Annotated in this window: 19 protein-coding genes and 2 pseudogenes; 8 read left to right on the forward strand and 13 right to left on the reverse strand. The window is 51.4% G+C overall.

Annotated features, from left to right (window positions below; all coding sequences use genetic code 11):
* Positions 1 to 24 precede the first annotated feature (24 nt).
* From WH45_RS20845 to acnA, 5 genes are all read left to right on the forward strand, one after another.
* Positions 25 to 912, forward strand: coding sequence for a LysR family transcriptional regulator (locus WH45_RS20845; protein WP_046216342.1), 888 nt, complete (start codon positions 25 to 27; stop codon positions 910 to 912).
* A gap of 219 nt (positions 913 to 1,131) precedes the next feature.
* Positions 1,132 to 1,926 (forward strand): hypothetical protein, encoded by a 795-nt coding sequence (locus tag WH45_RS20850; protein WP_046216343.1) that lies wholly within the window; start codon positions 1,132 to 1,134, stop codon positions 1,924 to 1,926.
* A 16-nt stretch (positions 1,927 to 1,942) separates the two neighbouring features.
* Positions 1,943 to 2,665, forward strand: coding sequence for an AAA family ATPase (locus WH45_RS20855; RefSeq protein WP_052723892.1), 723 nt, complete (start codon positions 1,943 to 1,945; stop codon positions 2,663 to 2,665).
* A gap of 35 nt (positions 2,666 to 2,700) precedes the next feature.
* The gene (locus WH45_RS23625; RefSeq protein ID WP_156075164.1) at positions 2,701 to 2,847 is read left to right on the forward strand and encodes a hypothetical protein; all 147 of its coding nucleotides are present in this window, start codon (positions 2,701 to 2,703) and stop codon (positions 2,845 to 2,847) included.
* Between the two features lie 297 nt (positions 2,848 to 3,144).
* Positions 3,145 to 5,874, forward strand: coding sequence for an aconitate hydratase AcnA (gene acnA / locus WH45_RS20860; protein ID WP_046216344.1), 2,730 nt, complete (start codon positions 3,145 to 3,147; stop codon positions 5,872 to 5,874).
* 144 nt (positions 5,875 to 6,018) lie between these two features.
* Here the strand turns inward: acnA and WH45_RS20865 are convergent, their stop codons facing one another.
* A complete protein-coding gene (locus WH45_RS20865) occupies positions 6,019 to 6,222 on the reverse strand; it encodes a hypothetical protein (protein ID WP_046216345.1) in 204 nt (67 codons plus the stop codon).
* A 49-nt stretch (positions 6,223 to 6,271) separates the two neighbouring features.
* Positions 6,272 to 7,015 (reverse strand): IclR family transcriptional regulator, encoded by a 744-nt coding sequence (locus WH45_RS20870; protein WP_046216346.1) that lies wholly within the window; start codon positions 7,013 to 7,015, stop codon positions 6,272 to 6,274.
* A 308-nt stretch (positions 7,016 to 7,323) separates the two neighbouring features.
* On the opposite strand from WH45_RS20870, the pseudogene WH45_RS20875 reads away from it, so the two are divergent.
* Positions 7,324 to 8,301, forward strand: a pseudogene (locus WH45_RS20875) (alpha/beta hydrolase); the annotation flags it as partial.
* Between the two features lie 516 nt (positions 8,302 to 8,817).
* On the opposite strand, the gene WH45_RS23485 reads toward WH45_RS20875, so the two are convergent.
* From WH45_RS23485 to WH45_RS20895, 5 genes and pseudogenes are all read right to left on the reverse strand, one after another.
* Positions 8,818 to 8,997, reverse strand: a complete 180-nt coding sequence (locus WH45_RS23485; protein ID WP_152663617.1) for a hypothetical protein — start codon at positions 8,995 to 8,997, stop codon at positions 8,818 to 8,820.
* A 136-nt stretch (positions 8,998 to 9,133) separates the two neighbouring features.
* Positions 9,134 to 9,876, reverse strand: a pseudogene (locus WH45_RS20880) (SDR family NAD(P)-dependent oxidoreductase).
* A 104-nt stretch (positions 9,877 to 9,980) separates the two neighbouring features.
* Positions 9,981 to 10,835, reverse strand: coding sequence for a lipoate--protein ligase family protein (locus WH45_RS20885; protein WP_152663618.1), 855 nt, complete (start codon positions 10,833 to 10,835; stop codon positions 9,981 to 9,983).
* 216 nt (positions 10,836 to 11,051) lie between these two features.
* The gene (gene murQ, locus WH45_RS20890; protein WP_046216348.1) at positions 11,052 to 11,960 is read right to left on the reverse strand and encodes an N-acetylmuramic acid 6-phosphate etherase; all 909 of its coding nucleotides are present in this window, start codon (positions 11,958 to 11,960) and stop codon (positions 11,052 to 11,054) included.
* Between the two features lie 3 nt (positions 11,961 to 11,963).
* Positions 11,964 to 12,929, reverse strand: coding sequence for an N-acetylglucosamine kinase (locus WH45_RS20895; RefSeq protein ID WP_046216349.1), 966 nt, complete (start codon positions 12,927 to 12,929; stop codon positions 11,964 to 11,966).
* Positions 12,930 to 13,335: 406 nt separating this feature from the next.
* On the opposite strand from WH45_RS20895, the gene WH45_RS20900 reads away from it, so the two are divergent.
* Entirely contained in the window at positions 13,336 to 14,541 is a 1,206-nt protein-coding gene (locus tag WH45_RS20900) for a serine hydrolase domain-containing protein (RefSeq protein WP_052723893.1), read from the forward strand.
* Positions 14,542 to 14,609: 68 nt separating this feature from the next.
* Positions 14,610 to 15,455 (forward strand): MurR/RpiR family transcriptional regulator, encoded by an 846-nt coding sequence (locus WH45_RS20905; protein WP_046216350.1) that lies wholly within the window; start codon positions 14,610 to 14,612, stop codon positions 15,453 to 15,455.
* Positions 15,456 to 15,542: 87 nt separating this feature from the next.
* Here WH45_RS20905 and WH45_RS23630 read toward each other — a convergent pair whose 3' ends face one another.
* The 6 genes from WH45_RS23630 to queG form a co-directional block, all read right to left on the reverse strand.
* Positions 15,543 to 15,716: a hypothetical protein gene (locus tag WH45_RS23630; RefSeq protein WP_156075165.1), complete on the reverse strand. Its 174-nt coding sequence runs from the start codon at positions 15,714 to 15,716 to the stop codon at positions 15,543 to 15,545.
* Between the two features lie 255 nt (positions 15,717 to 15,971).
* The gene (folE, locus tag WH45_RS20910) at positions 15,972 to 16,568 is read right to left on the reverse strand and encodes a GTP cyclohydrolase I FolE (RefSeq protein ID WP_046216351.1); all 597 of its coding nucleotides are present in this window, start codon (positions 16,566 to 16,568) and stop codon (positions 15,972 to 15,974) included.
* A 52-nt stretch (positions 16,569 to 16,620) separates the two neighbouring features.
* The gene (locus tag WH45_RS20915) at positions 16,621 to 16,896 is read right to left on the reverse strand and encodes a YneF family protein (protein ID WP_046216352.1); all 276 of its coding nucleotides are present in this window, start codon (positions 16,894 to 16,896) and stop codon (positions 16,621 to 16,623) included.
* Between the two features lie 145 nt (positions 16,897 to 17,041).
* Positions 17,042 to 18,076: an HD-GYP domain-containing protein gene (locus tag WH45_RS20920; protein ID WP_046216353.1), complete on the reverse strand. Its 1,035-nt coding sequence runs from the start codon at positions 18,074 to 18,076 to the stop codon at positions 17,042 to 17,044.
* An 89-nt stretch (positions 18,077 to 18,165) separates the two neighbouring features.
* A complete protein-coding gene (locus tag WH45_RS20925) occupies positions 18,166 to 18,744 on the reverse strand; it encodes a methylated-DNA--[protein]-cysteine S-methyltransferase (protein WP_082097019.1) in 579 nt (192 codons plus the stop codon).
* Positions 18,741 to 19,922, reverse strand: a complete 1,182-nt coding sequence (queG, locus tag WH45_RS20930; protein ID WP_046216354.1) for a tRNA epoxyqueuosine(34) reductase QueG — start codon at positions 19,920 to 19,922, stop codon at positions 18,741 to 18,743. Before queG ends, WH45_RS20925 begins: the two co-directional genes overlap by 4 nt.
* Positions 19,923 to 20,202 lie beyond the last annotated feature (280 nt).

A 20,202-nucleotide genomic window follows, 5' to 3' on the forward strand; every position in this document is an offset into this window, starting at 1 on the left:
AAAAGTACAGGAAAGAGGAAACCAATGAATATCGAACAGCTCAAGCATGTTATGGAAGTGGCCCGGTCCGGTTCATTCACACGGGCTGCCGAGAATGCGCATATTACAGTGACCGGCATCAGCCGCTCGATCTCTCTATTCGAGAAAGAGATCGGCATGCCCATTTTCACTCGCTCGCGTACCGGCGCCGTGTTGACTCCGGAAGGGGAAAAGATCACAACCAAAATCGCCGGCATTCTCAACCAGATTAGCGAGCTAAAGCTCGAAGCCAGCAGCTACAGTGAAATGAACAATGCCAAATTGCGACTGTCTGCGATCCCGGGACCGATCTCCCTGCTGATCGATATCCTGACGGATATGAAGCATGAATTTCCCGGCTGCCGGATCGAGATTACCGAAGATAACACCGAACGGGTCATTGAAGACGTGCAGAGCGGACAGAGTGATCTCGGATTCGTACAGATGAAGGAGCATTTGCTGCACCGCCATCCCGGTCTGCTGTTCGACAAGCTGACGGAAGATCGGGTGATTATTGTAGCCAACGCCAGATCTCCACTGGCCCAGATTGACTCCATTCAAAAGCAGGATCTGCTGAAGGTTCCTTTTGTGCTGTACAATGATCCGAATATTATCGAATTTGTCAAAATGATTGGCCCGGATGTGGATATTTTGTTCAAAAGCAACAACGTCGATGCCCTGATCAAAGCGGTGAAATCCAATCTCGCGGTGACCGTCGCCACCAGCTACTCGCTGCAGGCGTATACTACACCGGACAATCCGGAGATGGTTAATATTCCGTTTCAGCTGCCGGCTCAGGGCAAGTCCTACCTGTGCCTGGTCACTTCACGGGATCACTCCCTGTCCCGGGCGGCGCGTCTGTTTATCCAGCGGTTCAAAAATTCGTTGTTATAACGCTTTTTATATCGATATCGTCATATATGCAAACAGGCAAGTTGAATTTTTTTTTGGTATAATCTTTGGCATTCCTGCTATGTATTCAATTAATAAAACAAAAAGGGGGCATTATATTGCAGATTGCTCTATACCCAAGGCATTATGGCGATCTAATAAAATAGAGCATTTAGAAATAGCAACAAAGCAGCAGGATATCAATATACAAGGAGGACATCCATGCACGTAAGTACCGTTCCTTTACGGCAACGTATTCGTATACTGAGTGAGTACATAAGACTGTTTGCCAAAATGCTGATCAGCAACAAATTTTCGCTTGGCTGGTATTTGCTTTTTCCAAATATTCTCTTCTTCTTTTCGCATTACAGCTGGCTCGTTTCTTCGCCAGCACCTGAGCTTTTTTATTTGCATACGAGCGTGTTTGCAGCTTACATTATCTTTTTGCTGTCGATTGATGGGCCGCTTAATCTAATTCGACTGCGGGAGAATGGTGCATTAAAAGTATTTAAATTTATTTCCGGCTCCAAATATACCGTTATACTCTCCCAACTGGTAACGCAGTTTGCAGCGGTGCTGATAGCGATGCTGTTGTTTGCGACGCTCGTGGGAACGCTGATCCTTCCTCATTTCTCTGATATATTCTTGTTTATGGCTGTAATGCTGGTTGCCTGTATAATTGTCACTCCTGCATTATCATTATTTTTCATCTGGCTGTTATTACTACGGGTAAAGCAGGAATCGCTGTTCACGATGGTCAGTATTTTGCTGTTGTTATTTTTCCTGATATCGACGAACGATTTTACGCTACCCGGCTGGCTGGGTACGCTGACCCTGTTTGTTAATCCGTTTGAAGTCGCACGCCAGATAATGTATATGCTGTCTAATGAACTGATACACACCTCCATGCCTGTACATCATCCACTACTTATTCTCATCATTTTGCTGGTTTATATTATTGTCGGGTTTATGTCCATGCGAGCAATTTCTGTCACGTCGGTAGCTGGACGCCTATGAGAGGAGGATGCCGCTCATGCATGATATCAATATTCGAAATTTAACCTACCAGTACAAAGGCTCCAATCGCAAAGTGCTGAATAGCCTGTCACTGAAATTCAGACCCGGAACGCTGAACGTAGTGATCGGACATAATGGTGCGGGGAAAACGACTTTGTTTGATCTGCTCACCCATGTGCTCGATACGCCCGCTGCCATTACTGGCCTTCCGGCAGATCAGGAGACGCTCTATCAGGTGCAGGGAATCCTGTTCCCTTCTTCGCTGACCGGATACGATCTGTTTCGTTTCTTTTTGTATACCGATTATCGCAATACGATCCGAATCACCAAACAACCGTATACCGACCAGCAGATGACTGCAGGCGAGATGGATATGATGGAGCGCCTATGGACAACCCGTTATGGAGATATGTCCGTCGGAGAGCGCCGCTATCTCAGTATTCTCGCTATTACTCTTATGCAACGAAAGCTGTATATTTTCGATGAGCCTACTTCTGCTATTGATCCTGAAGCAAGGATGCGGATAATGAACCGGATTCAGCAGTTGGCGGCTCATCCGGAAAAACTCGTTATTATGTCTACACATACGCTGCATGAACTGAAAAACTATCCCTGCCGTTTGTATGCACTCCATCGTGGAAAGAAAATTTTTGAAGGGGATTATATGGAATTCCTTGCGTACTACAAGCATGAAGACCCTGATTTTGCTTTTCAAAATATGCTTCATTCCATGGAGTGAATATCCTGTATTCCATACATTTAAGGAGTTGTTCTATGCTGATCGATCCCGAGAAATGGAATGAATTTACCATGAAGCTGCTGCACATGTGGATCAAAATCCCTCGTGGCATTCGTATGCTGCTGTTTCCCTCCATTGTGATCATTGCTGGTATTATTTGCTGGATTAAAGTACTTACGTAATCCAGACCGTCATTCTCTGAACTGAACAGGGAATGGCGGTTTTTTCAGTTAATATTCCGTTTGATTCATTCAATTTAATTTTCTCCATAAAATTCCAAGAAATTAACCAAAAACCACTTTACTACCTCACATGTAAACGGTATACTTAGAGTGTTGATTGATTTTGAAATCAAGTTTCATTCTGTGAAACAAGCATTCTGTATATACAAGATTGTTTCCTCCGGATTGATTCTTTTTTCAATAATGTTATCTTTTCCTGTAACCAGTAAGCCGTATTTCATTCAAGGAGGTTCATCTATGTCCGTTAAAGATTCATTTTCCGTTGGCCGTGAACTGAAAGTGAAAGACAAGACTTACCGTTATTTCAGCCTCGAAGCGCTGAAAGAAAAAGGCTACACCAGCATCGACAAGCTGCCATTCTCTATTCGGGTACTGCTTGAAGCTGCTGTTCGTCAATTTGATGGTCATGCCATCACTGAAGAGCACGTTAAGCAACTCGCGGGATGGGCTGAGGGCCGTGAGGAAAAAGAAATTCCATTTATCCCTGCACGTATCGTACTGCAGGATTTCACCGGTGTACCGGTAGTCGTTGACCTTGCAGCAATGCGCGACTTCGTGAAAAAAGCCGGCGGCGATCCAAAACAGATCAACCCGCTCGTACCTGTAGACCTGGTTATTGACCACTCTGTAATGGTAGATGCATACGGTACTTCCGATGCTCTTGAATATAACGTAAATGTAGAGTTTGAACGCAACGAAGAGCGTTACCGCTTCCTGCGCTGGGCACAGACTGCATTTGACAACTTCCGTGCCGTTCCACCTTCTACCGGTATCGTTCACCAGGTTAACCTGGAGTATCTGGCTTCCGTAGCTGCTACGAAAACAATTGATGGTGAGACTCAGGTCTTCCCTGACTCCCTCGTAGGTACGGATTCCCACACAACCATGATCAATGGTCTGGGCGTTGTCGGCTGGGGTGTCGGCGGTATCGAAGCCGAAGCAGGTATGCTCGGACAGCCGCTGTACTTCGTTATGCCGGAAGTTATCGGCTTCAAATTGACAGGCAGCCTGAGCGAAGGCGCAACTGCGACTGACCTGGCGCTGACCGTTACCGAAATGCTGCGTAAAAAAGGCGTTGTCGGCAAATTCGTCGAATTCTATGGCCCGGGCCTTGCGAACATCAGCCTGGCTGACCGTGCAACTGTAGCCAACATGGCTCCGGAGTACGGCGCAACAATCGGCTTCTTCCCTGTCGATGATGAGACGCTGTTCTACCTGCGCAACACCGGCCGTGCCGATGAGCAGGTTGAGCTGGTCGAAGCTTACTACAAAGCACAAAACATGTTCCGTACATCCGAGACACCTGATCCGGTCTTCACCGACGTGATCGAGCTGGATCTGGCTTCCGTGGTACCAAGCCTTGCCGGTCCAAAACGTCCTCAGGATCGTATCGAACTGACCAATATGAAACTGAGCTACGACACAGCGATCCGCACACCGGTTGAATCCGGCGGTTATGGCCTGTCCGATGAGAAGCTGGCTGAGAAAGTCACCGTGAATCATCCGAACGGCAAAACCAGCGAAATGGGCGCAGGTGCAGTCGTTATCGCAGCGATTACCAGCTGTACAAACACATCCAACCCTAGCGTTATGCTCGGCGCCGGTCTGCTCGCCAAAAAAGCGGTAGAACGCGGACTGAAAGTACCGGGCTATGTCAAAACAAGTCTGACTCCAGGTTCTCTGGTCGTTACCGAGTACCTGCAAAAAGCCGGTCTGGACAAATTCTTGGAAGAACTCGGATTCTATCTGGCAGGTTACGGCTGTGCGACATGTATCGGTAACTCCGGTCCATTGCCTGATGAAGTGAGCCAGACGATCGCGGATAACGATCTGACGGTAGCTTCCGTACTGTCCGGTAACCGTAACTTTGAAGGACGTATCCATGCCCAGGTGAAAATGAACTATCTGGCATCTCCGCCGCTGGTTGTTGCTTATGCACTGGCCGGAACGGTAGATATCGATCTGACCAAAGATCCAATCGGACATGATCCGGAAGGACAGCCTGTATACCTCAAAGATATCTGGCCAACTTCCAAGGAAATCCGTGATACGATCGGCCTGTCGATCAGTCCGGAAATGTTCCGCAGCAGATATGAGCATGTATTTACTGCCAACAAACGCTGGAACGAGATCCCTGTACCACAGGGTGAACTGTACGAGTGGGATGACAACTCCACGTATATCCAGAATCCGCCGTTCTTCCAGTATCTCGCTAACGGCATGACAGATATCCAGGATATCCGCAACGCACGCGTACTGGCACTGATGGGCGATTCCGTAACAACTGACCATATTTCTCCAGCTGGTAACATTTCTCCATCGTCTCCAGCCGGACAATATCTCAAAGAGCGCAATGTCGAACGCAAAGACTTCAACTCCTACGGCTCCCGTCGTGGTAACCATGAAGTCATGATGCGCGGTACATTTGCCAACATTCGTATCCGTAACCAGGTTGCTCCTGGTACAGAGGGCGGCGTAACCAAGTTCCTGCCTACGGATGAAGTAATGTCCATCTACGATGCATCCATGCGCTACCAGGCAGAAGGCCAGAATCTGGTCGTTGTTGCCGGTAAAGAGTATGGTACAGGAAGCTCCCGTGACTGGGCAGCCAAAGGTACATTCCTGCTGGGCGTCAAAGCGGTTATCGCGGAGAGCTTCGAGCGTATCCACCGCAGTAACCTGGTCGGTATGGGCGTACTGCCGCTGCAATTCCAGGAAGGCTACAGCTGGAAACAGCTCGGTCTGGACGGCACGGAAGTATTCGATATCACTGGTCTGAGCAATGATGTGAAGCCAGGACAGGTACTGAATGTGACTGCACAGCGTGAAGATGGCACCAAGTTCGAATTCCCTGCCATTGTCCGTCTGGACAGTGCTGTGGATGTAGACTACTACCATAACGGTGGTATCCTGCAGACCGTTCTGCGTCAGATGATCCAGAACACCAACAAAGGCGAAACGGTTTAATTGACAGCCTTCGCTGCCAGATAGACTTACCTTTTCCAAAATAAAACAGGTGCATATTCTGCTGCTTCCCGGTTTCGGGAGCGGCAGATATGCACCTGTTTTTGTGTTATATACCAAAAGGCTGGCAGCTTTCAGATTGTTACTTTACCAGAGGATCAGATTCACTCCGACGATCAGCACAATCAGACCGATCCATCGCAGCCGGACGGAGCAGTTGCGGAATTTCAAGTCCGTGTGCAATCCACGGGAAAATTCGAACAGTGCCACTCCGCAGGTACGTGCAGGAACAGCTGCTCCAGCTCCTTTCGGATTCTTTGCAAAGGAACAACAGGCAACATCGCCCGGCATTCGCCTCAGCTATCTGCTGCCGGAATCCAGTTGGCAATCCAAACTTGGTTCAGCGCAGCTTGATACCCATCTCACGAGCGGCTGCGATCAGTACAGGCGCGTATTCATGCAGCTTGTCGATCGACAGTCGGCTGACCGGTCCGGACAATGACAGCGATGCGCGCAGTTGTCCGGCACTATCGAAGATCGGTACGGCTACAGCAGCTGCGCCGGGTTCGCGTTCTTCGTAGCTGGTGGAGTAGCCGTTATGGCGCACTTCCTCCAGCTGCTGGCGGTACATATCCGGGTCTACGGTAGGCGGCCATTCGGCGCTGCCCAGCAGCTGTTCCTGCTCGGCTTCACTGGAGAAAGCGACCAGCACTTTGCTCGATGCGCCCACGGTCAGCGGCAGCCGTGCTCCAACCTGTGCCACTCGGCGGATCGCCTGATTGCTCTGCACCGCCTGAATGCGCAGACGTTCGTCGCCATCACGAATGTACAGGCTGATCGTCTCGCCCAGCTGTTCGCGCAGCTGCTCCATATCAGGCAGCAGCATGGTTGCCGGATCGTCATTTTGTGACAGATGGGTGGACAGCTCCCAGATTTTAATGCCCAGCCGGTATTTGTCGGTGGCACTGTTACGCACGACAAAGCCTTTTTCCTCCAGAGTCGCCAGCAGTCGGTGCACTGTACTTTTGTGTAGTCCGATCTCGGAAGCAATTTCCGTGAGTCCGAGGTCGCTGGATCGGGTAAAACAGAGTAATATGTCTAATGCACGCTCGACAGCACGCACGGTTAATTTGCGGTCTTCCATTTCCTTTCGCCTCCAATGGCTGGCTGATTGTACAGCCCTGATCAATGACTTGGATGAACAGCACTTTACCACACTATTGTTTCACTCAATGAAACATGGTTACATAAATTATATCGAAGCTGACTCTAAAGGTAAAGCGAAATACGTCGATAATAACAATGTAGACTGCCTGCGATCACAGCGTTCAAAATTGACTTTGGTCAGGCTGCATTTTACGATAATACACAAATGCAGATGGTTTGATGCTTATTGTTCGTCGGCTGTATGTATGCAAGACATGACTTATTTATGAAATCAGGAGGGGCTCTATGTCTTCAACTGCACAACGCAATACAGCGCCCCATTCATCCGAACCGGAAGAGACATATCTCATCCAGCCAAAGCAGGTCCGTGTGAAGCACGTCATCGTAGCTCTTTTGCTATCTGTCGTCTTTTTCTTTTTATTTTGCTTCATTGCGCTTCATGCTTATATCGCCTGGGTTCTCTCGTATCCGACGGTTGCGAGTGTCTACTCCAACCCAATGCAAGCCAAAAATATGGCGTACGAAGATGTCACCTTCCCTGCCCGTGATGGCAGCCGGATGATGCAGGGCTGGTATATACCAGCGGAGAAAAACTCCACCAAGACAATTATATTCAGCCACGGCTATGGTGCCAATCGTGAGGAAACATGGATTCCGATGTACGATCTGGCTCATTATGCCCACCGGCTTAATTTTAATGTCATTATGTTCGATTACGGATTCGCCTCCAAGACCAATCCGGAAGTCGCCACCGGCGGCAAAAAAGAATCCCAGCAGCTGCTCGGGGCCATCGATCTGGCCAAGCAGCGCGGCGCTCAGGAACTGGTCGTCTGGGGATTCTCAATGGGAGCCGGAACCGCACTGCAGACCGGTCTGCTGACCGATCAGGTGGATGCGATGATTCTGGACAGCACCTTCCTGCTGGAGCCGGATACACTGTATTATAACATCCGCCAGCAGATGGCTCTGCCGCAGCATCCATCGATCGAGATTCTGGAGACCCTGCTGCCGGTCGTCAACGGGACCAGCCTGAACCAGATCCCTTACCAGACGGTCAAGAAAAAGGATTATCCGTTCCCGATCTTCTTTATTCACGGGACCCAGGATAACAAGGCACCTTATCAGATTGCCGAACAGCTCGCGGCCAACCAGACCAACCCGAATTCGGAAGTCTGGATTATCCCGGGTGCGCATCACGAATTGGAATTCCGGGAGCATCCGCGCGAATACCTTCGCTATGTATCCAACTTCCTCAGCAATCTTGATCTGGCAACAGGCGATGAGATGGATACCGACCCAATGCTGAACGGAACGACTGACGATAGCGGACTAAATTCCGGTTCTACCCCACTGTCGCCGCCGATCCCTGCTTCGGAAGCAGGCAAATCCACGGACAAGGAAAAAGACAGTCCTACAGATACAACCGATCCGGATAACACTTCTTCATCCAACAGTAATACCCGGACAAAGGATACTAATGGCAGCTCAGCCAAAGATACCGAAAAGCAGAACGATACAGCACAATAACTTCATAGGTGTATGCACAATTCCCGAATGGCTGCATACACCATAGAGGCTGTGATTTTCCTTCAGCTGTGCAGATCTATCACAGGCAGCGACCTATTTAATAAGCTGTAAAATAATAAGGCATGATCTCTCCGGATATCCGGTAGGGATCATGCCTTATTGCTGCTGGAAGCTGCTCTATTCAATGTTTAGTCATTCCATTCGTTAGGGTTCGCATATGCGCCGGGTGAGATCTGTACCTTCTCGGTATGATCAGGAAGAACGTCTGAGCCTGGCACCCGAGTGAACGCCTGCGCTCTCGCAGTGTTCACAATGTCCGTTCAATACGTACTTCACATGTTCCAGTACATTTTCCAGTTGGTGTCCGCACTGACTGCATACGACGAAGTTTTTGCTTTTATATGTGTTTTTGCTGTTATGTGTGTTGTTCATGTCCTCACCTTTTGTCTATCAAAGTTGTCATACAAACAGGGCGCCGTATGTTCATTCTCGGCTGTTCCTGTATGTCCCTTCTAGTATTAACCTTTGGGTGGAGGCATTAATCATCATTATAAGGTTATTTCTGGAATTATTTTGTAGCCCGGCGGATGATCCATTCCAGCCAGTTCCATGGCAGCAGCCTGCGGGCGATTACGAGCAGACCACTGCCCTGTCCAATCGGGTAGCGCAGGCGCGGACGTCTACGGTTGACGATGCGTCCGATCAGCTCGGCTACCTGACGGGGATGAGGAGCATGTTCGGCAGAGTGGCGCGAATACCGGAGTACGGCTTCCAGCTGTGTCTGATAAGGGGAATCCGGCGCCGTATGAATACTGTCCAGTCCTTTGTCCCAGATATCGGTCCGGTAGGAACCCGGTTCGACCAGTACGACCTTTACACCGAATGGAGACAGCTCATGACGCAGACTCTCGCTGAATCCCTCGATAGCGAACTTGGACGTCGCATACGGTGCATATCCCGGAAAAGCCGCCAGCCCTGCATCGGCACATGCTTGATAAATCCTCCCGCTGCATAACCGGCATTATTGACCAGCACATTGATATGACCGTACTGCTGAAGAACAGTCTGTACGGCGATATGTATGCTCTGCTCCTCGGTCACATCGAGCTGGAGACAGCGGATACGGTCCTCCATTCCCTGCTGCGCCGCCTGCTCTTCCAGCGCCTGCCGACGGTTCAGATCACGCATGGTGGCGATTACGGTAAAGCCCTGCTGCGCCAGTGTCAATGCAGTCAGCAGACCGAATCCGCTGGAACTGCCGGTGATCAGGGCGATTCGGGCAGGAGCAGGGTGTTGGGTAGATGGGTTCATGGACAGTTGCTCCTTTGCTTGGTAAGAATCGGCACGAAGCGGCGGCTGTCATCTCATACAAGGTGTCTCTCGACAGCGACCGCCCTCTGTCTATGCCTGTTTGTCTATTCGTCGTAGCGTCCATGCAGATAAGCTATCATCTGATCCAGTTCTTCCGTACTGAATACATGTGAGCCATCCAGCAGATCCGATTGCTGTCCGTTACGAAGCAGCCGCTGCAGCTCAGTCATGTATTCGCCAACCGATGGGACACCTGCCAGCTCTTGCAGCCCGCCCATCGTTCCCTGCCGGACTTCTGGATAGCCCTGATCGTCAGGGCCGGCTGCCCGTTCGTAGAACTGCCGGATCTGTGCCGCCAGCTCGTCCCCGTGTCCGTCCACAATGACAAAGGCCGTAATAATATACGCTTTGGCCTGACGGCGCTGGGCGATCCCGCAGAACTTGCGGCCATGGATACTGATATCATAATCTCCGGGGCAAAAGGCGCCATCCACCTCGCCTGTATGCACATCCCTAATCCATGGATAGACCGCACGGCTGATCCACTCCGCCATGAATTTGAAATCATCATGAATATTGATCCGGTGCCTTGGATTCGGCAAAATGATCGACAGATTCAGTATACCCGGATGCAGCGGTACGGCTGCCCCGCCGGAAGGACGCACACAGATCGAAGTCCCTTCCTGCTGAATCTGCTGCATCGCAGCTGCGGCGTTCGACAGCCGGCGATCCCGCAGACCGATGGTCATACCGTCCGTATGCCGCCACATGTGGACTACCGGCGGATGGCCGGCACCGACCCGGCGGCACATTAATTCTTCCCAGGCCAGCGGCTGCAATACCGGTACTTCCCTGCCCAGTAGCGGTGTCTCATACCATATGGCTTGCTCCAGTCCCTCCGGCCGCTGCATCTCCTCCGCCCCATTTCCTGTGGGCTGTATCTGCTGATTATCTGTCAATCTGCTCCCTCCGTTTCCAACAGTTCGTCTTATCCGTATTCTGTCTGAATTAAAATGTATTTCTTATTATTATACCAGTTCTCTCCGCAGAGCTATAGCGGGACAGAACCCATAGCAAAAGCGCCTGCAGATGTGCAGACGCCTGTAATGAAATAAGTAAAAGTCCATAATGCTTGTACGCAGCACTTGATTTCTATGGTGCCTATACACAGCGATTTATCTGCCATGCCCATCAAGCGCCTGACGGACTATGCCGCTGCTGCTCTGAAGCAGTTCTGCTGCAGGCTCGGCATCCATTTGCAGCAGGATCATGACGATTGCAGTCTTTACATGACCCTTGGCAGCCGCATAGGCCTGCTCCACGATCTCGTCTTCGGCTTCGGTCGCCAGCTGAATCAGCCGCCGGGCACGAATAGCCAGCTTTTCATTGGTCGGCTGCATATCCACCATCAGATTACGGTACACTTTGCCGCTGCGGATCATGGAAGCTGTAGTCAGCATATTGAGGATCAGTTTTTGGGCTGTGCCGGCCTTCATGCGTGTAGAGCCGAGAATAGCCTCCGGACCGGTCACCGCTTCGATCATAATGGCAGCGATCCGGCCCATTTCCGAATCGGGATTATTGCTGATGCCGACAACGATGGCACCGCGTTCCCGGGCCTCCTGCATCGCTCCCAGTACATACGGTGTCCGGCCGCTGGCAGCGATGCCGACGACGACATCCCGGTCAGACACCTGATAGTCACAGATATCCTGGCGTCCCAGCTGTGGATTGTCTTCCGCACCTTCGACAGCCTGCTGGATCGCCCGGGTACCGCCGGCAATCAGGCCAATCACCTGCTCGGGATCGCTTCCATAGGTAGGTGGACATTCCGCCGCATCCAGAATGCCCAGTCGGCCGCTCGTGCCTGCACCGGCGTACAGCAGCCTGCCGCCTCTGCGAAAGCTCTCCGTGATCGCCTCGACTGCTCTGGCAATCTCGGGAATACAGCGCTCCACCGCAGCCGGTACCGTTCGGTCTTCCTCATGAATCGCTCTCAGAATCTGTTCCGCTGTCATGCCGTCGATCCCGATCGTACGCGGGTTTTGCTGCTCGGTCAGCAGCCTGCCTAATGATGGATTCATCTTTTATTCTCCTCCCGGTTCCACGAAATGTTTCTTTTCCGCCAGCACTTTCATGATCAGAACAGCCGCACCATACGCCGCCTCCTGTTCAGTCAATCGCACCGACGGCACAGGATTACGGTTCTGCAGCTGTCGGATAAATGTCTCCCGGTACAGTTCCGAATACCGGAATATCGAACCCGTCACCGCGATGCCTGTCTGTTCCAGCTGCGGATACCGGTTCAACAGGGCAATCACAAATACAGCCATATCCCCGGCCGCCTGCCGGATGATCTGCTGTGCCAGTTCGTCTTTCGCTTGTGCTGCCTGTATACAAAGTCTGGCGGCGGCTGCAATCTGCCGCTTGCCATTGTGCGGCTGATACATGATCCACCGCAGATCTTCTGGCGCCTTGGCTCCATAATGGTGCAGCACCATCTCCGTAAGCCCGCTCACCGGTAAAATGCCATCATATCCGAGCATCACCGTCTGCAGTGTTCGCTGGCCGATCGCATAGCCGCTGCCCTGATCCCCGAGAATATGTCCCCAGCCCCCGGCACGCACCCGCTGACCGTCAGGCAGCACCCCCAGAACTATCGAACCGGTACCTGCAATCGCTACAATCCCAAGATTGGTACCAAAAGCGGCAGTCAGGGCAGTCTCCGCATCACTCACAACATGAACAGCAGGGGAAGTATAGCCTCGTTCCTGCCAGTATCGGGATAGCTGCTGTTCCCCGGCTGCACATTCTTCGGGAGTATAGATACCCGCCAGCCCTGCTCCTATTCCGCGGCAGTGCGCCAACTGCAATGAACCATGATCCAACAGCCTCGAGATGACATTATGTATATTTTCCATATATTCGATCCCGGCAGCAGACTTGGGATTGCTCGCCTGTCCCTCTGCCCGGCCCAGCAGCGTACCTTGCATATCCAGCGCGACTGCCGTCGTTGTCGTACCGCCGCCATCGATGCCGATTACGTATTCCATATGCTCATCCCTTATGTTTTATTTACAGTAGACCCACTACTTTACTGTGATAAAATTTGACATACAAGCATAATTCGGGTTCATTATAGCATGTTTGAAGAGAGCTTAATGTTTGTTTTTGAAATTATATTTTATTTTTTCAAGCTTATTTTAGACTATTATTTCTCCGTGTATAATTTGAGTGACATAGTATCGATTGTGAGGTTATATTAATTAACAACACAGTAACACATTGATACAATTAATCTTTGACATTCTTACTGCTCCAATTGGATAAAAATTTTGTCTCCAGTTCAACATTCAACATTCAACATTCAACATTCAACATTCAACATTCAACATATTATTCTGCTTCAAGCTCACTATTGTATGCACAATTTACACGCCGGCTCATGGAGGGAATACCGTGAATGAACATATACACTCAGCACCAGCCATACATCAGGCGCATGCAACTGCGCCTCCGTTAACATCCGATCAACTGCAGCAGCTAAACCAAATGTGGGAACCCCTGCATACTGCCTGCCATCAGCGGCTCATTCCGGGTGCTTCTGCTGCTGTATACTGGCAGGGACATACCTGGCATCAGGCGCTTGGTCTGGCAGTCGATACAGCAAAGCAGCAGATTCCTGTCCATACAGACACTGTATACGACTGCGCTTCGCTTACCAAAGTAATCGTTACGCTACCCCTGATTCTGACACTCATTCAGCGTGGCATGATAGAGCTGGATCAGCCAGCATCAGCGCATTTAACCGAACTACGATCAGGTCCACACCGGCAGATCACGATTCGGCAGCTGCTCAGCCATACTTCGGGACTGCCTGCAATTGGAGATTTCCACTCCACCATCCGGACAATGCCGGAGGTCATCGGGGAGATCAGCCAGATGCCGCCAGCCTATACAGCCGGACAGGCACGGGTGTACAGTGATCCGGGATTTATTCTGCTCGGGGAGCTGTTTACCCGGATTACCGGCCTGACTCTGGCGGAAGGGGCAGCCCGGTCTATTTTCGATCCGCTGCAAATGAAGCTCAGCCTATTCACACCGGGGAAAAGTAAAACTGCAGCAATCGCTGCTACCGAATACGATACACACACAGGTACCCATTTGCAGGGCATCGTTCATGATGAGAACGCACGGGCGCTGGGCGGTATATGCGGGCATGCAGGGTTATTTTCCACTACCGGCGATCTGCTGCGTTATGCCCAATACTGGCTGGAAGCCGTGACTCATACTGCACCGATTGTCCCGCTGCAGCTGTCCAAGGAACGTTCAGCCACTGTACTCTCTCTTTCAAACCAGCTTATGCAGGAAGCCGTATCGACCCAGACACCCGCCCTTCCCGGAGTCCGGCGTGGACTCGGCTGGGTACTCCAAGGCGACGAGGCAGACGTATCGGGTTCTTGCCTTTCTTCCACTGCCTTCGGTCATACCGGATTTACGGGAACGAGCATTCAGATCGACCCTCGGCGGCAGCTGGCGATCGTACTGCTGACGAACCGGGTACATTATGGACGCCAGCAGTCGATCCAGCAGCTGCGCAGGGATTTTCATACTGCCGTTTCCAAGGCTTTGAGTGATCTGACGGATACTGGACAGCGTACATAAAAATCTTTTATCCGCTTACACAGACTGCTGCGACTCAACCTATAAACTACGGGCAAAGGAGCAACCTTATGAATGGAGGATTAGTGAGACTGCGTGAGATTATCGGGACAATCACCCCTTCCGAACGCAAAGTAGCCAGCTTTATTCTGGAGCATCCCCGACAGCTGGTTGGTCTGTCTGTAGCCCAGCTCGCCGAGCAGAGCGGCGGGAGCCAGGCTGCCGTTATCCGACTGTGCAAATCTGCCGGATTCAAAGGCTATCAGGAGCTGATGCTCAAAGTCGCCGGCGATCTACGGGATGAATCTCCTATTGGCGGTTATCAGGAGATTCATCCGGCCGACTCCATCCAGCAAATCATCGAGCAGGTATCCTTGAATACGATCCAATCGATTCGGGATACGGTCAAAGTCCTGAACCCGCTGCATGTCGAACAGGCGATCGAAGCACTGAACCGGGCACAGCGGCTGTTCTTTTTTGGCACCGGAGCTTCCCATCTCGTAGCCAGCGATGCGCAGCACAAGTTCCTGCGCATCAACAAACCGGGATTTGCTTTCAGCGATACGGATCGGCAGTTGATTGCCTCCAGTATGCTGACGCCGGAGGATACGGTGATCGGCATTTCCTATTCCGGCCAGACTACTGTCACTACCGAATGTATGAAAATAGCCCGTGATGCCGGAGCGACCACCATATCCATCACGCGCTATGGCAGCAATGCCGTCAGCAATCTGGCGATGATCCCTCTCTATATCTCTGCCCTGGAAGACGAGATCCGCAGCGGCGCCACTTCATCGCGTATCACCCAGCTGAATGTTATCGATATTCTGTATCTGGGCGTAGCTAGCCGCAGCTATCACCGTTCGCTGGATTACCTGGAGCAGAGCCGCCATGCGGTCCAGCGCATGAAAGGGTAACCTTCAACCAGAACAGCCGCCGGACAAAGCAAATACTCCCCTCCAAACCGGAGAGGAGTACGCTAATATTTGAAATGGACCACCCTATTACTGCTGCTGAGCCAGTTCGTAACGCTGTACCAGCTCATTGACTTTGGCACGGACGATCAGATCCGAATTGTTGCGGTTGTATAGAATCAGGCACACTTCCTTGATAAAAGCTGTCTTCTCTTCATCGTTCAGCTCGGTCAGCCTCTGGTCCAGAAATTCACGTATTTCCATATAATCTCCTCCACTCGTCCTATTCTATGTGTAGCAGGCTGTCTGTAATAACCTTGCATAAGAGTCTAATCTACAAAGCAAGCTTTGAGCAAGCCTTTGATTAAAATATACCCACTGGTTCTCCATGCTATACCACCCTATTTGTACCTGCAGTGATATCAGGCACACCCGAATATAAAAAAGCAGGCAGCCGCGGATGACGACTGCCTGCCTATTTGTTTGTTTGGATGATTCAGCTATTCAGCAATTCAGAACCTAGTGATCCTTGATCAACGACAGGAACTCTGCGCGCAGCGGCGCATCATTCCGGAATCCGCCGCGTACAGCCGACGTGATCGTCTTGCTGCCCGGCTTTTTGACACCACGTGCACACATGCACAGATGTTCACCTTCAACGACCACCATTACACCGGTTGGCTTCAGTACTTCATCGAGAATATCAGCGATCTGGCTCGTAATACGCTCCTGTACCTGGAGGCGGCGGGTAACCGCTTCGACCAGACGGGCGAATTTGCTCAGACCGGCGATTTTACCGCTCGGTACATAACCAATGTGGACTTTGCCGAAGAATGGGGCCATGTGATGTTCGCACTGGCTATAGTAGACGATATCCTTGACGATGACCATCTCCTGATGATTCTCGTCAAAAGTAACGCCCAGCGCCTCGCGCGGGTCCACGCTGTATCCGGCAAAAATCTCCTCGTACATCCGCGTTACCCGTGCAGGTGTCTCCAACAATCCTTCCCGCTCGGTATCTTCACCGATCAGGTTGAGAATTTCCTTGATATGATATTCAATCTGGTCGCGATGTGCTGCGACCTTCAGGTTGGTATAATCCTTAATTCCAGCCATGCTGACCTCCTTCCACACTCAAGGCCTTCATGTACTGATGCCTGTCATGTAATTATCTTCTACGCTTGCCCTGATTGCCACGACCCATTGGAGGCATTTGTGGCTTGGCGCCTTTTTTGGGAGCACCGCCGTTTTTCATCATTTGCTGTGCTTGCTGCATCTGCTTCGGATTCAGGTTATAGCCCATTTGCTTGGCCATTTTCTGCATCATCTGCGGATCGCTTTGCATTTTTTCCAGTTGTTTGCGCAGGTAATATGCGCCAATGAAGAAGCCCCCGACGAGACCCACGATAAGAGTCACGATAGGTATGACCCAGTTCCACCACATAATAAGTGCCACCCCTGTATATTCATTGTATTTCGTTCTCGAAAAGCACATGGCTTTCCTTGCCGTTGCAGGCATGAACAGCACTTATCATACCATTTTACCGCCTGCTCTAGCAAACATTTTCAAAGTGGATATTGCATCTTGTCTAATTCATCACCGCTTCAATGAAAACGGTTGTAGCATTCGCCAGATCGATCTCTTTGACATCCAGCGAATCCCCGCTGCCGCGTACGATCCGCACCACCGGACGCCCCGGCAGTCCGCGGTGCTGGCTCACTACAACCCCGGTCTCCCGGGTGGACAGCCGGACGCCGGTACCGTTCGGATAAATGGAAATGATCCGGTTAAATTCTACCAGCAGATCATGATCCAGCGCCGTACCGGACAGTGCCATCATCTCTTCACAGGCTTCATGCGGCAGCAATCCCTTGCCGCCGTGCTCCTTGGATGTGATCAGATTATCGTACGTATTGGCGATCGTTACAATTCGGGCGTATCGGTGGATCTCCTCATGATTCAGACCGCGCGGCTGTCCCGTTCCATCCATTCGTTCATGATGCTGCAGCGCTACATGCGCAATCATCAGGTTGAAATCGCGCTTGGACTTGATGAGCTCGAATCCTCTCCAGGTATGATGCATTTTGGAACCCGGAATCACGTCAAAAGCTTCACTGCCGGACACTTTGCCCACATCATGCAGCAGTGCCCCAATTGCCAGATCACGCAGCTGCTGCTGGTTCATACCGGTATTCATGCCGATAATCGCAGACAGCAGACAGACGTTCATGCCATGTAAGTAACGGGCATTATCCGCCGTCTTGATATCGGTCAGCTGTACCTGCACTTCACGCGCGCCCAGTATATCCTCCAGCAGATTCTCCACGCTGAGCGTAATACGGGCCGGGCTCCAGTCCTTGCCCGATCGAACCGCATCAAAGGTATCACTCATCTCCCGGATCATATGCTGCTTGGTCGCTTCACTCAGAATCTCTTCCGGTTCCACATCGGCGAACTGTTCATCCTGAATATAGATCATCGTGACGCCGATCCGGTTCAGTGTATTAATCATAAATACCGTCAGCTGCACTCCTGCCGACAGCAGGATTGTACCATTACTGGAATAAACGGATTTCCCCAGATGCTGTCCGGTCTCTACATTGTCTATACTCACGTACCTCATCAGCAATCCCCTTTGGCTTACAATGATAGATACTTCATTTCATTGATCCGGATTCAAGCGAGAAGATTCAAAGCCGCCGATTCCTTTATTCAGAAAAGCACCGCCTGGCGTGCATATCCCTCCAACTCCAGCAGAAGCTCCTTGCGGTGCAGCCTGCCACCGTATCCGACGAGCTGACCATTCATGCCGATCACCCGGTGGCACGGTACGATGACCGAGACCGGATTCCGGTTATTCGCTCCCCCGACAGCACGTACGGCAGACGGGCTGCCAATATGGGCAGCGATCCATTTGTACGAGACGACTTCACCATATGGGATCACCTGCAATGCCTGCCAGACCTGACGCTGAAAGTCCGTTCCCCGCAGATCCAACGGGAGATCAAATTCACGCCGCTCTCCGGCAAAGTACTGCCCCAGCTGATGCACGACTTCACTCAGCTGTGACGGTGAATGCACATGCTCATATTTCCCGTACCAGCGGCGGGACCAGGCGGATAGCCCGGGCTGCGCCTCGGCATACGAACGGAATTCCAGATGGCATAATCCATCTGCCGATTGCAGCAGTGTCACCGGGCCGACAGGTGAATCCATTTCGGCATAATACAATGTTGTCGGCTGCTGCAGATGCGGGAGCAGCATATTCGCCGCATGAGGTGCATCGGTCATTCGGATTCCTCCTCCAGTATCCTTTTCGCTTCGATCAATCGATCGATAACGTCCTGTTCCTGCTCGCGTTCCAGAGCACGCTCTACCGCAGCCAGAGCATCCGGACCGCCGATTCGGCTGAGCGCCCAGGCAATCGTGCCACGAATCATCGGACGCACATCCTTGAGCAGCATTTCGGTCAGACGCGGTACTGCACTTTTATCCTTGAAATTGCCGAGCGCGATAATCGCATTGCGCTGGATCGGATTTTTGCCGCGCCAGGCCGCTGACGTATCGCCAAACTCCTGCTTGAACTCCTTGTTGCTCAGATCGAGCATTGGCAGCAGCAGCGGCTTGGCCTTTTCCGGATCAGGACGTAGGTCTTCCTGGTGGTTCCAGTGCTTGCCTTTGTTTTTGGGGCAGACGATCTGGCAGGTATCACAGCCGTACAGCCGGTTGCCGATCTTGCGCATATGTTCGTCCGACAGCATTCCCTTGGTCTGCGTCAGAAAGGATACACAGATCTGCGAATTGAGCTGTCCCGGTCCGACCAGTGCGCCGGTCGGGCAGGCATCAATGCATTTGGTGCATGTGCCGCAGTCCTCGGTCACCGGCGTATCCGGCGGAAACGGAATATCGGTGATCATGTCACCGAGGAATATCCAAGAACCGAGCGTCGGCGAGATCACCGCGCAATTTTTGCCGAAAAAGCCGATTCCTGCACGCTGGGCAACCGCCCGGTCCGAGAGTGCGCCGGTATCGACCATGCTCTCTATTCGCGCCTCCGGCACCCGTTCATGGATAAAGTCTTCCAGTCGCTGCATCCGGTCACGCAGCACATGATGATAATCCCGGCCCCAGGCCGAGCGCGCCATAATGCCCCGATACTGGCCGGGCTCCGAGCGTGGCGGATTTTCCATTTTGGAATGATAAGTCACCGAGATGGCGATGATCGAGCGTGCGCCTTCCAGGGTTAGTGACGGGTTGATTCTCTTCTCCAGATCCGGTTCTTCGAAGCCGGATTCGTACCCTTTGCGCCGGTGTTCTTCCAGCACTTCCTTCAAAAACAGGAAAGGGTCCGCAGTCGTAAAGCCAATATCGTCAATTCCCAGCGATGGCGCAGCTTCCTTGATCTCAAGCTTGAGCTGTTCCCATCTTGTTGTTGTCGGGCTTGGTATCGTCTGTTGCTGCTGCGTCACTCACTGTCACCTCCTGCCGACAGGTGTCGGCTTACTATTTATGGGATTCATTGTGTACTTATGTCTTTGTCTATCTTACTTCGAACGGACGACAGACGTTATCATAATGAATGCATCCATTGAAAAATACATTCCCAAATACGCCGTTATTTCATGAGATGCCTCTGCATGTTGACCGTTCTTGACAGATCACCCGGAACACTCTGTCTGTCTGTTTTGGACGGAAACAGGGTTCCATTTCCATTATACCTGATCCAACTGGAAATACGTCTAAAAAATA

This window comes from Paenibacillus wulumuqiensis (assembly GCF_000971965.1).
Classification (GTDB): domain Bacteria; phylum Bacillota; class Bacilli; order Paenibacillales; family Paenibacillaceae; genus Saccharibacillus; species Saccharibacillus wulumuqiensis.

Coding starts and splice junctions, on each gene's coding strand:
- WH45_RS20920 (WP_046216353.1), bottom strand. CDS start 18,076: ATGAGGTACGTGAGTATAGACAATGTAGAGACCGGACAGCATCTGGGG.
- folE (WP_046216351.1), bottom strand. CDS start 16,568: ATGGCTGGAATTAAGGATTATACCAACCTGAAGGTCGCAGCACATCGC.
- WH45_RS23630 (WP_156075165.1), bottom strand. CDS start 15,716: ATGGAAATACGTGAATTTCTGGACCAGAGGCTGACCGAGCTGAACGAT.
- WH45_RS20870 (WP_046216346.1), bottom strand. CDS start 7,015: ATGGAAGACCGCAAATTAACCGTGCGTGCTGTCGAGCGTGCATTAGAC.
- WH45_RS20915 (WP_046216352.1), bottom strand. CDS start 16,896: ATGTGGTGGAACTGGGTCATACCTATCGTGACTCTTATCGTGGGTCTC.
- WH45_RS23625 (WP_156075164.1), top strand. CDS start 2,701: ATGCTGATCGATCCCGAGAAATGGAATGAATTTACCATGAAGCTGCTG.
- WH45_RS20905 (WP_046216350.1), top strand. CDS start 14,610: ATGAATGGAGGATTAGTGAGACTGCGTGAGATTATCGGGACAATCACC.
- WH45_RS20925 (WP_082097019.1), bottom strand. CDS start 18,744: ATGACCGATGCACCTCATGCGGCGAATATGCTGCTCCCGCATCTGCAG.
- WH45_RS20895 (WP_046216349.1), bottom strand. CDS start 12,929: ATGGAATACGTAATCGGCATCGATGGCGGCGGTACGACAACGACGGCA.
- acnA (WP_046216344.1), top strand. CDS start 3,145: ATGTCCGTTAAAGATTCATTTTCCGTTGGCCGTGAACTGAAAGTGAAA.
- murQ (WP_046216348.1), bottom strand. CDS start 11,960: ATGAATCCATCATTAGGCAGGCTGCTGACCGAGCAGCAAAACCCGCGT.
- WH45_RS23485 (WP_152663617.1), bottom strand. CDS start 8,997: ATGAACAACACACATAACAGCAAAAACACATATAAAAGCAAAAACTTC.
- WH45_RS20855 (WP_052723892.1), top strand. CDS start 1,943: ATGCATGATATCAATATTCGAAATTTAACCTACCAGTACAAAGGCTCC.
- WH45_RS20850 (WP_046216343.1), top strand. CDS start 1,132: ATGCACGTAAGTACCGTTCCTTTACGGCAACGTATTCGTATACTGAGT.
- WH45_RS20845 (WP_046216342.1), top strand. CDS start 25: ATGAATATCGAACAGCTCAAGCATGTTATGGAAGTGGCCCGGTCCGGT.
- WH45_RS20865 (WP_046216345.1), bottom strand. CDS start 6,222: ATGCCGGGCGATGTTGCCTGTTGTTCCTTTGCAAAGAATCCGAAAGGA.